Source organism: Streptomyces rugosispiralis, from assembly GCF_024505145.1.
In the GTDB taxonomy this organism is placed as follows: domain Bacteria; phylum Actinomycetota; class Actinomycetes; order Streptomycetales; family Streptomycetaceae; genus Streptomyces; species Streptomyces rugosispiralis.
This window is the reverse complement of sequence record NZ_JANIAA010000027.1, coordinates 61,412-74,383: the sequence shown is the minus strand read 5'-3', so window position 1 is coordinate 74,383 and position 12,972 is coordinate 61,412. Positions and strand designations below refer to the sequence as shown.

Here is a 12,972-nt window from a genome sequence, read left to right as displayed (position 1 = left end):
CTTTCGCCCGGCGCCCCAGCGCTGATGCTGGAGCGCACCTTGGACACCGCCCAGCACGCCCGGCTGTGCAGCCTGTGCAGTGCGGCGGTCGAAACGGCTGATTCGCCGTCTCAGGCGAGGTTCCGCGATGCGATCAGCCGGTTGGTGAGCTCTACCGTGGCCAGGTACCACCAGAAGATCCAGTCGAGGAACGCTTCGTCGTACTCGCCGCGCTGGTCGGCCCGGCGGTGGCGCAGGTCGAACCGGTTGGCGATCTCGAACAGGGCGCCTTCGTCCTTCCCGAGGTGCTCCTTGATCAAGGCGCGGCGCTCCTCGAGGATCCGGGCGAGGTTGAAGATCGCTGATCTCTTGCTCTCAGCCGACGTGTCACGTGCGCGGAAGAGGGCGATGGCGTGGCGAACGCCGGCGGTAGTGTCGGGCGGGCTGTCGTTGAGGATGCGGTGCACCAGCTGGCTGCGGGCGTCGTCAGTGACGGCGACCAGGTGCCCGAGGTCCTCGCCTTCGGCGGCCAGTTCGTACTCGATGCCAGCCTCGCGCAGCAGCTGGTTGACCTTCCACCGGTGCAGGACGCGTGCCGGGCCGTTGTGGAACTCCGAGTGGTGCCATCCGCAGCCGCTGTAGGAGTGGTAGCGCCGCATGCGGGGGCGGCTCACGAGGTCGTGGAAGACCTCGATCAGCCCGTAGAAGGTGTCTTCGTCCCACGTCTCCGGCGCCAGAGGCCACAGGTCGGGGATGCCGAGGCGCCTGTCGATCACCTCGGAAGCGTCGGGCAGCTCACTGTAATCGTCGACGCATTCCTCGCCGAACACCTCAACCAGGTAGCCGCGGTCGGCGAACTCGCCGATGAGCCGCGCGAAGTCACGCCGGGTGTCCCGTGCGGTACTTCCGTCATGGGCGAGCCCGTTGCCACGGCGCTGCGGCCAGTACGGCCGCGGGGCGGCAGCGTGCCTGAGCTCGGGCGCCCGGTTGATGAGCTCCGTGAACCAGTCGTGCTGGTCCATCACGGCCCGTTTGGTGCCCCAGCCGGTGGTAGTCGCCCAGCAATCGGCTGTCGGCTCGGTGTGGTTAGGCAGGTCCTCAAAGTCAGCGACTGCGGTTGTGCCGGCCAGAGCCTCCGTCATGAGCCATTTCGCCCGGTCCTGCCAGGAGCTCGTGGATCGGAGGATGCGTTCGCCCTCGGACACGAACAGCGATGTGGGCCAGCGGAGTTCGTAGTTGCTCAAGTCCAGACTCACCGCAATATCATCGCCCATCAAAGTGTGTCCCGACCCTGATGATGAATTGGCGTCTCAGCCCTGGATCAGCTCTTGGAACTGCGGACATCCGACGGCATGCCACTCCCTGACGAGGACCTCCCCTTCCACAACCACGACCTCGGCGTGCCACGGCAGGCAGTCGTGGCACGCATGGATCTCGTACGAGTTGCCGTCGTCGTCGAACGCCTTGAGGTCGACGGAGCCGACCGGGGCTCGGTAGGTGACGTCCTGCTGCGGATCGGAGCCTTCTGCCATGGCGGTCAGTATCCACGCGAGCTAGTGGCTCGTACGGCGCGTGGTTGCGACAATCAGCCCCGGGCCAGCGGGTACGCAGGGCTTTGATCAGGCTGTTCTCCACAGTGCGCCGCAACCGGACCAGGTCCATAGTCGTCATCGACGTCCTGGGGCGGTACTCCCTCGAATGGGCGCCCCAGTGGAAACGTTCCCGCTGGCCGTATCGGATGAGCTTCTTCCGGAGCGATGAGCGCGCCCAAGAGGTGCCCATGACCTTCTGGGACGCGCACAGCATCAGCACCTGCGTCCGCTCGGCCGCCGCGGCTGCTGACTGCCGTATCGAGCGGCAGCAGCTGTTCGACCGATCGGTCATGGTCGGCAGGCATACCGCCACCGGAGACTTCAATCCGGGACTACCGCCGTACCGCACCTTGATCAACCGTTTGGAAGACGGGGAGATGGTCCCCACCGGCCAGTTACGGCCCCCCGTCGTCGATCAGTCCGCGCCCGAGGCCATCCAAGCCTTCTTCGGGAGGTTCGCGGCGCGGTGGAACGACGTGCTGGACGCAGCGGAGGCAAACGGCACGGCGCGGCCACTGCCACCCGCGGTCGCGGGGCCCATGCTCGCGCGGGGCCTGCGAGCAGTCGAACACGGACTCGCCAGCGGGCTGGGGACGGGACACTCCCTCAGCGCCGTCATCACTCTCGACGAGAGGAAGTGACCGTGCTGCGCATCCTCGAACAACGTGACCTGAGCAGCGTCACCGGTCAAGAACGCGACGTGGACGCCGTCTCACCACTGGGCTACGTCCGCTACGTCCACGGCTACCCGGAAGACCTGCTGGAGGACATCCTCAACGAGGCCCGCCGTGTCGCCGAGTACGAGTGGGAAGCCCGCAGCGCCGACCGCTATTTGAAACTGCGGCACCTGCGCGCTGCGCATGAGCTCATACCAGCGGTCCAGGACCTGATGTACGACCGGACCCGCTTGAAGACGCTCAGTGACCTGGCCGGCGTCGAGCTGGAACCGTACCCGATCACCCGGGCTGCCTCTCACATCAATTTCTACCAGCCAGGAGAAGTGCCCATCGAGCACCACACCGACGGGGCCGCCATGGTGGAACTGATCCCGCTGTATACCAGCGGGAACGCCCAGGGAGGGGCCACTTTGATCTACCAGGGGACTCCCGAGCACGGCCGGTGGGCCCTCCAGCGAGGCCAGACCCTGCCTTCACAGCGGCACGCCCGCGTCCCTCAGCGCACCGGACACGCGGTCCTGATGCAGGGCCGACGCCTGCTGCACACCGCCCAGCCCCTGGAGGACGGGGAGCGCATCACTTTGGTGCTGGTGATGCGCTCGGCCGCCGAGCCGTGGAAGGACGGCAACAGCCTGGCACGGCTCCTGCTCGACGATCCGCTCGACGCCGTCCGCGATGAGTGGCTACGTGACCAGCAGTACCAAGCCGACCGCTACCGCGCACGCCTGACCCCGACCATGAGGAGCACAGCATGACCGCGCAGGCATCCCAGGAGACGCGGGTCGCCGCGATCACCACCGGGCTGGATCGCCTCAAGCGCTCCTTGCATCCCGACCCCCGGGCCACCGGCCCTGACGCTGTCCATGAACCGCCGTGGAACTCCGCCTACGTCGCGCACGCGGATCCCGCACCCGCCATCACCGCCCGCATGGCCGACTTCGGCTACAGCACCGATGAACTCCACGGCCGCGCCGGGATACGCGATGACCTCGCCATGGCCGGCCCCATCCAACTGCTCACATCCGACGGCGCGCAGGCACTGCGCGCCATCTGCAGGGGCCTGAAGCCGTACGCCCCGCACAACGACTACGTCGTCTCCCACCGCTTACGCGGCGTCGAAGCGCTCTCCCCGTTCGTTCACGCCATGGCCCGCGACCCCGGCTTCCTGCACGCAGTGTCCGGCGTGGTCGGAGTCCCTCTGATCCCGCATCCTCTGCGCGATGCCGGTGTCCAGATCAACTACTACGGACCGCCCTCCGATCCGACACAAGCCGCACCGGTGGCCAAATGGCACCTTGACGGAATGAACTACGTCTTCACCATGACCCTCTCCGACCACGAGGAACACGCAGGCGGCGACTACATCTACTACCGCGGCCACCCGCGCGACTTCGACACCCGCCGTGCAGAGATCACCGCCAAAGGGCCCGCACACGCACAGGTGCACACCGCGCCTTTCCAGCACGTCGGAGACACCATGTTCACCCGGGGCAGCCGTGTCTACCACGCCGTCACCCCCGTAACCCGCGGCGACCGCATCACCCTCGCGGTATCCCTGTTCTGCCCTGTCCTCGGACGCCAGGACGAGAACCGCTTCTGGCACAGCGCACCGGACGACGGACTGCTCCGCACCATGAACAATTGGCGCAAACTCCATCAGGCCATACGCCGCCCCGCCACCTACTGCCGCCGGGAGCGGATCCCCATCCTCCCGATCGCACCCGGCGGTTGAGACCGCGACGAGCGGGACGGGCCGGCTCCGCTACTGGTTCTCCGCCGCCAGCCAGCCGGCCAGTCCCAGCATCGCTGCCCCGGTCATCGCGTCCAGCAGCCTCCGGATCCGCTGAGTGAGCCCCATCGACCTCAGCCGCCCCCCGAGGGCCGCGTACCCGCACGCGCAGCAGAACTCCACGCCGATATACGCGGCGCCGAGGACAAGGAGCGGAATCGTGACATCCTCGGCGCCGTTGACCAGGAACTGCGGAAGGAACACGGTGAACAGAATTACCGCTTTGGGGTTCGATGCCGCCACGATGAATTCCTGACGGGCCAGCCGCCACGAAGCCAGATCGGCCCCACGATCTTGAGTATCCTCTGCAGGCGCCTGCTGAGCTCCTGTTGTCTTCTGTCCTTGAGCAGGGTCTTTTCGCGCCGCCGTCAGCATCGTCCGCCCCCCGAGCCAGAGCAGATAGGCCACACCACACCATTTGATGGCATTGAACGCCACCTCAGAAGCGGTCAGTACAGCCCCCAGCCCAGCCGCCACCGCCACCACCATCAGCGCGAAGGCGGCAAAGCGCCCGGTGGAAGCGCTGATCGCCGGACGCGGACCGTGACGTAACCCGTTACGCAGAATCAACAGCTGATTGGCTCCCGGCGTAGCAGCAAGCAAGACTGCCGACGGGAAGAACGTCGCCCACTCGATATCGGAAACCATAAATGCGCATGTACCCCCAGTTGCCTGATCCCCAACAGGAAGGGTGACAAGTTGAGCCAGACTCTCCCCTAGCATCAGCAAGTCAGCTATCCATCATGCTCGAACGGGTAACGCCCCTGGCCGATCCAGTGCAAGACCGCCCGGGCATCGAAGGCGTCACGCTCGGCGAGCAACAACCGCCCCGAACAAGCGGAACGCGGATGCGTGAGCGCAGCAGCAGCTGTTACCGCCACGCACCGCATCCCTGCCCGCAGCCCAGCCTCCACCCCTACGGAGGCATCCTCGACGACGACACACCGATCAGGTTCCACCGACGGCAAACGGCTGGCCTCCAAGAAGACGAACGGCTCAGGTTTGCCCTGCTGTACTTCTTCGGCAGACACCCGGACGGGAAAGAGATAATCCAGTCCCGCACAGGACAGGACGACTTGAATGACCTCTAGAGACGACCCTGATGCCACAGCTATCGCAAAACCAGCACCCCTCAACAAGCGGGCGAGCTCCACCACCTCGGAAAAGACTCGAACGCCTCCTCTCACATGACGGAGATAGAAGCGATTACTGCATTCTAAAAGCTCGGCAGGAGAAACATCCAACCCCCAAGCGGCGGCGATCTCCTCCCACATCTCCTTCATTCCCATTCCAGTAAACAAGGAGTGGTCGGCGGCAGTGAAACCCTCATAGCCAAAATGAGCGAGAGTATCGCGCTCCGCAGAAAAATAGGCTGAGCCACGGTGTGGTGCCGGAAGCCGAAGGCGATCGCCTCCAGCACGGACCGGTACAGGTCGGCGCGGGTGTGCCCCAGACGCGGCCCGGCGAAGGTGCCGCGCAGGTCGGGGTCGTGGAGCGGGCTCTTCTCGCCGAGGAAGTAGGGCAGGCACAGCACCGCGGCCGGCGCTCGCTCGGCCGCCTCGGCGTCCAGGGTGAGTAGATCCTCGCCACCGGCGAGGCTCTGGTACCAGCGGATCAGGCTGCCGCTGGTCGCCATGCAGCCGTTCGGCAGCCACCGCCCGGGGACAGGGTGTGCATCGAGGTACAACCGCGGGTCGACGACGTTCTCCCGCGAGGCCGCGAGGATGTCCCCCGCGGCGCCGAGCTTGATCAGCCAGTCGCCCGGCTCCGCCACGCCCGCCGCGTAGGCGGAGAGTACGTGGTCGGCGCCGCTGGCGAGGAGCGGCACCCCGGCGGGCAGACCGGTCGCCTCCGCGGCGGCCGCCAACAGCCGACCGGCCTGCTGACCGGGATTCAGGACGGGCGGGAGCCGTTCCGCGTCCACTTGGCTTGCGTCGAGCACGGCGTCCACGTGCTTCCCGTCGAGGGTGCACAGGCCGGACTCGATCCCCCCAGGCACTCGGCTGGCCCGCAACCGCCAAGGAGACAGGCTCGAGGCCGAGGTCTCTATCTGGCAGCCTTCGTCCTTCCACACAGGAGCCGGCCGACGGGCAGCACGTACCATCGGAGCAGGAGGTCATTCGTGATCGACGAGCTGGACCAGAAGATCATGCAGACACTCACCCGGGACGGCCGGACGCCGTACACGGCGCTCGCACGTGATCTGGGGGTGTCGGAGGCCACCGTGCGCCAGCGCGTCTCGCGGCTCCAGGAGAGCGGAGCTCTGCGCATCGTGGCCCTGTGCAACCCGCTCACTCTGGGCCATCAGTCCGTCCGCCTGATGATCCGGGTGCGTGACCTCACTCCCCGCGCCGTCGCCAAGAGCCTTGCGGACATGGCGATGATCAACCACGTGGCGCTGTGCGCCGGGAGTCAGGACATCTTCCTGGAGGGCACCTGCCGGGACCAGGCGCAGTTGGTGCAGCTCCTCGACAGCATCCGGATGCTGCCCGGTGTGTCCAAGGTGCAGGTCCTACTGCTGCTCGAACTGTTCAAGGACTACTCGTGGAACGGTCTCACCAGCGCGGTGGGACAGAGCGAGACCGGGAAGTGATCACGGCGGGAGGATCCGGTCGCCCGGGGCGGCGGGCAGTTCCCGGAAGCCGGCCCACAGGTACGTGTCCTTGAGTACGTCCAGAACCGTGAGCGCTTCCGCATGGGCGACCCCGTTCACCCGGCGGACCCGTTCGGTGAGCAGCTCGGACAGGTGTGAGAGGTCCCGGCAGCGCACGTCGGCGATCAGGTCGTAGGGGCCGACGCACGAAGCGACGTAACGCACTTCCGGCATCCTCGACAGTTCACGCGCGACCAGGGACACCGGGATGTGGTGCACGCGTACGGCCAGGTGAACCCCTATCTCCCCCAGCTTCACCGCGTCGGTCATGCCCACGACCTGGATGATGCCCCGGCGTTGCAAGCGCTGGAAACGGGCCCGCACGGACGCCTCCGACAGCCCCACGGAGCGGCCGATCTCACCGAAGGACCGTCGGCCGTCGACCCGCAACTGGTCGATGATCTGCCGGTCGAGGTCGTCGATCATGAGCACCTCCCCTTCCGTCCTTTGTCTCACCACCATCATCACCCGGCACGGACAGCGTGGGAATCCGGCCGGTGTCGGCGGCCGGTTGCGAAATGCGTGGAACGGGGCACGCGATTCCACTCGATTCGATGCCGCGGTGCCTGTTCACCTCCTGTCCCCCTGGCAGAAGCTGTTCCGCAAACAGGACGGCCCAGCGACCGCACCGGTCGTCCAGCCGAAATCCAAGGAGGCAGAGCACATGCACGCACCCCCTCCCACGTCGCCACGCGGTCCGCGGTGACGGAGACAGTGGCCGCGCCGCCGCCCGTCAGCCCCCCGCCGTCCGTCAGCCTCCCGCCGGCTGTGCCGACCCGGCGGACCGGCGTCCGGCGCACCGCAGTGACCGCAGCCCTCCTCGCCCCCGCCGGGCTCACCGTCGGCGCGCTGGTGCTGGTTCCGCTGGCCTTGGTCCTGCGGAACAGCTTCGCGACCGCCGATCCGTACGGCGGCATCCAGGGCGGCTTCACTCTGGCGAATTACCACGAGCTGCTGGACCCGGTCTATCTGAAGGTGTTCGGCTACAGCCTGGGCATGGCGGCGCTGAACTCCGTCGTGTGTCTCGTCCTGGGCTACATGGTCTCGTACTACCTCGTCGGACGGCCGCCGCGGCGTCAGGGGCTGCTGCTCCTGTTGATCATCGTGCCGTTCTGGACCGACTTCCTGGTGCGGACCTTCGCCTGGATCAACCTGCTCAGCCCCGGTGGCCCGGTGAACGCCCTCACCGACGCCCTCGGACTGACGCACGGCCCGACCGAATGGATCCCCAGCCAGGGTGCCTCCTTCGTCGGTCTCGTCTACGCGTTCCTGCCGACCGCGATCTTCCCGGTGTACGCCAGCCTGCGCGGCGTCGACCCGGCGCTCGGTGAGGCGGCACGGGACCTGGGCTGCGGCTGGTGGCGGGTGCACACCAGGGTTCTGCTGCCGTTGGCCCGTCCCGGTCTGCTGGCGGCGGCGCTGCTCACCTTCGTGCCCACCCTTGGGGTCTTCGTGATCCCCGTCCTGCTCGGCGGGGGCAAGCACCAGCTCATCGGCAACCTCATCGTCACCCTCTACACCGAGTTCCGGAACCAACCCATGGGCGCGGCGGCCTCCGTCGTCCTGCTGGCGCTGATGATCGTCTCGCTGGCGGTGTTCGGGGCAGCGGCCGGGCGGCTGAGGCGGGCCCAGCGGAAAGGCGGAACGTCGTGAGGTCCCTTGCCGACCGCGCCACCGGGTGGCTGGCCCGTGGTGTCATCGTCTTCCTGTACGTGCCGATCGTGGTCGTCGTCGTCCTCTCGTTCAACGATTCCGACGTGACCTACAAGTGGGCCGGGTTCAGCACCCGCTGGTACGGCGTCCTCGCGGGCGACACCGATCTGCTGTCCTCGCTGCGGGTCAGCGCCGAGGTCGGCGTGGCTTCCGCGACCCTGGCCACCGCAGGCGGGCTGCTGGCCGCGATGGGCATGGCCCGGCTCGGCCGCCGCTTCCGGGCGGTCTTCTCCGGCGGCCTGTTCCTGCCGCTGGTCATCCCCGAGATCGTGCTGGGCGTGGCCCTCCTGTCGGTCTTCGGCACCCTGCGGGCCGACCTGGGCCTGACCACGCTGGTCCTCGGCCATCTCGTGGTGACCCTGCCGTACGCGGCCCTCATCGTCCTGGGCGCCCACGGTGCCCTCGATCCAGCGCTCGACGAGGCCGCCGCCGACCTCGGCTGCAACGCCTGGCAGCGTTTTCGCCGGGTGACCCTCCCGCTGCTCCGGCAGCCCCTGGTGGCGGCCTGGCTGCTCTGTTTCACCATCTCCTTCGGCAACATCGTGATGTCGACCTTCACCAGCGGTGTCGGCACCACCACCCTCCCGCTGCGCGTCTACTCGCTGCTCAAGGGCGGCCTCACCCCCGAGATCAACGCGCTCGGCACCCTCCTCGTCCTGTTCACCTTCCTGATCATCCTCGGCGCCGGCCTGCGTCAGATGCGCCGCGTCCTCGTCGGCGGCGACGGCACCCCCGGCTGAACCCGCGCTCGCCCCGCCCGCTCCCCGCACCGTCGTCCGCGCCCCTCCAGTACGTTCTCGAAAGGCCCTGCCATGCCCCGTCGCGCTGTTTCCAGAACCCTCCTGGCTACCTCTTTCGTCGCCTCTTCCGCCCTGCTCGCCTCGGCCTGCGGCGGCTCCGGTGCAACCGCCACCTCCTCTTCCGGCGGGGGCAAGAACCTGAACATCTACGCCTGGGCCGGGGAGGTCCCCGACAGCGTGGTGAAGGGCTTTGAGAAGGAGACCGGCATCAAGGTCACCGTCGACACCTTCGACAGCAATGAGACGATGACCGCCAAGCTCAGCTCCGGCTCGTCCGGTTACGACCTGGTCGAGCCCAGCCAGTACACGGTGCAGCAGCTCATCGGCCAGCAGCTCGTCCAGCCCCTGGACCACGCGAAGATCAAGGGCCTGGACAACCTCGCCGCGAAGTTCCGCGACCCGTCCTACGACAAGGGCCTCAAGTACACCGTCCCGTGGATCTGGGGCACCACCGGCTTCGCCTACAACGACAAGTGCGTCAAGTCCGCGACCAGCTGGAAGACCCTCTTCGACAGCAAGTACAAGGGCAAGCTGTACATGCTCGACAACATGCTGGCCGCCTACATCGCCGGACTCCAGGTCACCGGCCACCGCGCGACCAGCACCGACAAGGACCAGATCTCCGAGGCCACCTCCGTCCTCCAGAAGCAGAAGAACATCCTCGCGGGCTACAACTCGACCAACTACCCGCAGCTGCTCGCCAGCGGCCGGGCGTGCGCGGCCGAGGCGTGGAGCGGTACCGCGATGGCCAAGGTCGTGCAGTCCGACTCCCACGTCCACTACGTGATCCCGGAGGAGGGCGGCTCGGTGTGGACCGACGGACTCGCGGTCCCCAAGGGCGCCAAGAACACCACGTCGGCCTACAAGTTCATCAACTACCTGCTGCGGCCCGAAGTCGCGGCCAAGGCCACCGACGACGGCTCCTCCGCCAGTGCCAACCAGGCGGCCCGGTCCTACGTCAAGGGCAAGGCGGCGCTGAACAACCCCGCGGTCTACGCGCCCGACTCCGCCATCGCCAAGGCCGACTTCCTCCTCGACCCGGGCACCGCCATGCAGTACTTCCAGCAGGGCTGGACCAAGGTGAAGGCGTCCTGACCATGACCGTCTCCCCCACGCAGACCACCGTGCCGGCCGTGCGGCTGAGCGGGGTCGGCAAGTCGTTCGGCTCCACCCACGCTGTCCGCGACGTCACCCTCGATATCCGGCCCAATGAGTTCTTCTCCATCCTCGGCCCGTCCGGCTGCGGCAAGACCACGCTGATGCGCATGATCACCGGCTTCGAGGAACCCACCGAGGGTGCCATCGAACTCGGCGGCGTCCCGGCGGGCGGCGTCCCGGCGCACAAGCGGGACCTGAACATGCTCTTCCAGAGCTACGCGCTGTTCCCGCACCTGAGTGTCCACGACAACGTCGCCTTCGAGCTGAAGGTGCGCAAGTCACACCCCAAGCAGGCCATCGCGGAGGCCGTCCGCGACGCCCTCGCCCTGGTCCGCCTGGAGGGTTACGGCGACCGGGCCATCTCCCAGCTCTCCGGTGGCCAGCGCCAGCGCGTCGCCATCGCCCGCGCCCTGATCGGCCGACCCTCGCTGCTCCTGCTCGACGAGCCGCTCGGCGCACTCGACAAGAAGCTGCGGGCCGAGATGCAACTGGAGCTGAAGAAGATCCAGCGCGAGGTCGGGGTCACCTTCGTCACGGTCACCCACGACCAGGAGGAGGCCCTGACCATGTCCGACCGCATCGCGGTCATGCACGACGGCCGCGTCGTCCAGGTCGGCACCCCGGAAGACATCTACGAGCGCCCGGCAACACGCTTCGTCGCCGAGTTCATCGGCACCTCCAACTTCCTGACCGGGAAGTCGGACGGTGCCGTCCTCACGGTGGACGGCCTGGGAACCGTACCGCTGCCGGCCGACGCCTTCACCGGCGAGGCCCACCTCGCCGTACGCCCCGAGCACGTCCGCATCTCCTCCGGGGATCCGGCACCCCCGCCCGAGCGGGCGAGCCTGCCCGCCACTCTCCAGTCCGTCGTCTACCTCGGCAGCGCCACCCGCTATCACCTCGCCCTCGCCGACGGCGGCCCCTTCATCGCGGAGACGCACGGCACCGGCCCCGCCGGGCTCACCGCCGGCGGACCGGTACTGGCCCACTGGGATCCCCAGGCATCCCGGCTCCTGGCCGAGTGACCGCGGCCCCTCTCATCGGAAGCCTGTTTCGCACCTGCGTCCCGTAACCCACCCCCACAGCAAGGAGATACGGCCTTGAAGGTCGCCGTAGCCCAGTTCGCTCCCACCGCCGACGTGGGCCGCAATCTCACCACCATCGAGGAGATGGTCGGCGAGGCCGTGATGGCGGGCGCCGAACTCGTCGCCTTTCCCGAGGAGTCGATGATCCCGGCCGAGGCCGCCGCACAACCCCTTCGGGACGTCGCGGAGAAGCACTGGCCCGTCTTCCTCGACGGACTGTCCCGCATGGCGGCCGCCCACGGCACCGCGGTGATCGCGGGTGGCTATGAGGGCAGCGGTGCCGCCCTCCCGTACAACACCATCGCGGCCGTCTCCGCGGACGGCGAACTCCTCGGCCGCTACCGCAAGATGCACCTGTACGACGCCTTCGACTACCGGGAGTCCCGCGAGGTCCAGCGCGGCGACGAGGGCCCCTGCGTGGTGCGCATAGGCGAGTTCAACGTCGGGCTGGTCAACTGCTACGACGTCCGCTTCCCCGAGTTCACCCGCTCCCTGGTGGAGATGGGCGCCGACCTCCTGTCGGTGTCGGCGGCCTGGGTGCGCGGCCCGCTGAAGGAGGACCACTGGACGACGCTGCTGCGCACCAGGGCGATCGAGAACACCTGCTGGGTGGTGGCAGCCTCGCTCACCACGCCCGACTGCATCGGGATGAGCATGGCCGTCGACCCGCTGGGCATCGTTCGCGGAGCCCTCGGCGAAGAGGAACGCGCCCTGTTCGTGATCGACGCCGACAAGCACCGCATCGACCGCGCCCGCACCGTCCTGCCGGTACTCCGCAACCGCCGCATCATCATCGGACCGAGGTGACCACCCCCATGCCGCTCCACATCCGGGACCTGTCCCAACTCGCGCCCCTCAACAGTGCATTGGCCGAGCGCCTCGCCCGGGTCGACTTCCCCACCCTCGGCCACTACCTCGAAGAGGGCTTCTGTGACCCACTGCTGCGGCGGATCGCTGGTGCGGGCAGACTCGTCGGCCGCGCCGTGACCGTACGCATCACCCCCACGGACTCAACCCTGCTGCATCACGCCGCGAGCCTGGTGGGTCCCGGCGACATCGTGGTCGTCGACTGCGGCGGGGACCGCCGCCACGCCCCTCTCGGCGAGGTCGTCGTCAACGCCCTCGCCGCGCGCGGAGCGGCCGGCGCCGTCGTGGACGGCGTCTGCACCGATGTCGACGCACTGCGCGAACTCGGCCTGCCGGTCTACGCGTACGGCACCTCCCTGCTGACCACCAAGCTGCACGGCATACCCGACGGCGGCCTGAACGTCCCCGTCACATGCGGTGCGGTACCCGCCGGGCCGGGCGATCTCGTCCTGGGCGACGCCAACGGCGTGCTTATCGCCCCTGCCGCACGCCTCGCAGCCGTACTCGACGAAGCCCTCCTCGACGACCAGGAGGAGCCCTCTCTCGTAGCGGACCTGTACGCGGGCCGCCCCCTGGGCGAGCTCACGAAGGCCACGGCGACCGTGGAGAAGCTGCTGGCCGCGGCCACGCCCACCGAGAACCCGTAGGCCACAACCACC

General features: G+C 67.9%; 16 protein-coding genes. 10 read left to right on the top strand and 6 right to left on the bottom strand.

The features are described from left to right. Nucleotides 1–110 precede the first annotated feature (110 nt). Nucleotides 111–1,253 carry a hypothetical protein gene (locus NP777_RS31190; protein WP_256653518.1) on the bottom strand — a complete coding sequence of 381 codons (1,143 nt, stop codon included), beginning with the start codon at nt 1,251–1,253 and terminating at the stop codon, nt 111–113. Between the two features lie 36 nt (nt 1,254–1,289). After that, the gene (locus NP777_RS31185; RefSeq protein WP_256653517.1) at nt 1,290–1,511 is read right to left on the bottom strand and encodes a hypothetical protein; all 222 of its coding nucleotides are present in this window, start codon (nt 1,509–1,511) and stop codon (nt 1,290–1,292) included. 44 nt (nt 1,512–1,555) lie between these two features. Between NP777_RS31185 and NP777_RS31180 the strand changes: the two genes are divergently transcribed. The 3 genes from NP777_RS31180 to NP777_RS31170 are packed head-to-tail and all read left to right on the top strand — an operon-like array spanning nt 1,556 to nt 3,980. Then, nucleotides 1,556–2,212 carry a hypothetical protein gene (locus NP777_RS31180; protein WP_256653516.1) on the top strand — a complete coding sequence of 219 codons (657 nt, stop codon included), beginning with the start codon at nt 1,556–1,558 and terminating at the stop codon, nt 2,210–2,212. Nucleotides 2,213–2,214: 2 nt separating this feature from the next. Then, complete coding sequence (locus tag NP777_RS31175) at nt 2,215–3,003, top strand: hypothetical protein (RefSeq protein WP_256653515.1); 789 nt, start codon at nt 2,215–2,217, stop codon at nt 3,001–3,003. Then, nucleotides 3,000–3,980 carry a hypothetical protein gene (locus tag NP777_RS31170; RefSeq protein WP_256653514.1) on the top strand — a complete coding sequence of 327 codons (981 nt, stop codon included), beginning with the start codon at nt 3,000–3,002 and terminating at the stop codon, nt 3,978–3,980. The genes NP777_RS31175 and NP777_RS31170 overlap by 4 nt, the downstream gene beginning before the upstream one ends. A gap of 30 nt (nt 3,981–4,010) precedes the next feature. On the opposite strand, the gene NP777_RS31165 is transcribed toward NP777_RS31170, so the two are convergent. The 3 genes from NP777_RS31165 to NP777_RS31155 form a co-directional block, all read right to left on the bottom strand. Beyond that, nucleotides 4,011–4,685 (bottom strand): LysE family translocator, encoded by a 675-nt coding sequence (locus NP777_RS31165; RefSeq protein WP_256653513.1) that lies wholly within the window; start codon nt 4,683–4,685, stop codon nt 4,011–4,013. A gap of 86 nt (nt 4,686–4,771) precedes the next feature. Further along, nucleotides 4,772–5,338, bottom strand: coding sequence for an HAD family hydrolase (locus NP777_RS31160; protein ID WP_391858611.1), 567 nt, complete (start codon nt 5,336–5,338; stop codon nt 4,772–4,774). After that, nucleotides 5,317–6,051: an FGGY-family carbohydrate kinase gene (locus NP777_RS31155; RefSeq protein ID WP_391858610.1), complete on the bottom strand. Its 735-nt coding sequence runs from the start codon at nt 6,049–6,051 to the stop codon at nt 5,317–5,319. Before NP777_RS31155 ends, NP777_RS31160 begins: the two co-directional genes overlap by 22 nt. Before the next feature lie 108 nt (nt 6,052–6,159). Here NP777_RS31155 and NP777_RS31150 point away from each other — a divergent pair, with 108 nt between their 5' ends. After that, nucleotides 6,160–6,630: an Lrp/AsnC family transcriptional regulator gene (locus NP777_RS31150; RefSeq protein WP_256653511.1), complete on the top strand. Its 471-nt coding sequence runs from the start codon at nt 6,160–6,162 to the stop codon at nt 6,628–6,630. On the opposite strand, the gene NP777_RS31145 is transcribed toward NP777_RS31150, so the two are convergent. Then, on the bottom strand, nt 6,631–7,116 hold the full coding sequence (locus tag NP777_RS31145; RefSeq protein ID WP_256653510.1) for an Lrp/AsnC family transcriptional regulator: 486 nt from the start codon (nt 7,114–7,116) through the stop codon (nt 6,631–6,633). A 378-nt stretch (nt 7,117–7,494) separates the two neighbouring features. Here NP777_RS31145 and NP777_RS31140 point away from each other — a divergent pair, with 378 nt between their 5' ends. From NP777_RS31140 to NP777_RS31115, 6 genes are all read left to right on the top strand, one after another. Further along, nucleotides 7,495–8,343, top strand: a complete 849-nt coding sequence (locus NP777_RS31140; protein ID WP_256653509.1) for an ABC transporter permease — start codon at nt 7,495–7,497, stop codon at nt 8,341–8,343. Then, complete coding sequence (locus tag NP777_RS31135; RefSeq protein ID WP_256653508.1) at nt 8,340–9,143, top strand: ABC transporter permease; 804 nt, start codon at nt 8,340–8,342, stop codon at nt 9,141–9,143. Before NP777_RS31140 ends, NP777_RS31135 begins: the two co-directional genes overlap by 4 nt. 72 nt (nt 9,144–9,215) lie before the next feature. Then, nucleotides 9,216–10,298 (top strand): ABC transporter substrate-binding protein, encoded by a 1,083-nt coding sequence (locus NP777_RS31130; protein WP_256653507.1) that lies wholly within the window; start codon nt 9,216–9,218, stop codon nt 10,296–10,298. Between the two features lie 2 nt (nt 10,299–10,300). Next, entirely contained in the window at nt 10,301–11,386 is a 1,086-nt protein-coding gene (locus tag NP777_RS31125) for an ABC transporter ATP-binding protein (protein ID WP_256653506.1), read from the top strand. Between the two features lie 75 nt (nt 11,387–11,461). Continuing rightward, a complete protein-coding gene (locus NP777_RS31120) occupies nt 11,462–12,253 on the top strand; it encodes a carbon-nitrogen hydrolase family protein (protein ID WP_256653505.1) in 792 nt (263 codons plus the stop codon). Between the two features lie 8 nt (nt 12,254–12,261). After that, nucleotides 12,262–12,960, top strand: a complete 699-nt coding sequence (locus NP777_RS31115) for an RraA family protein (protein ID WP_256653504.1) — start codon at nt 12,262–12,264, stop codon at nt 12,958–12,960. The last annotated feature ends 12 nt before the right edge of the window (nt 12,961–12,972 follow it).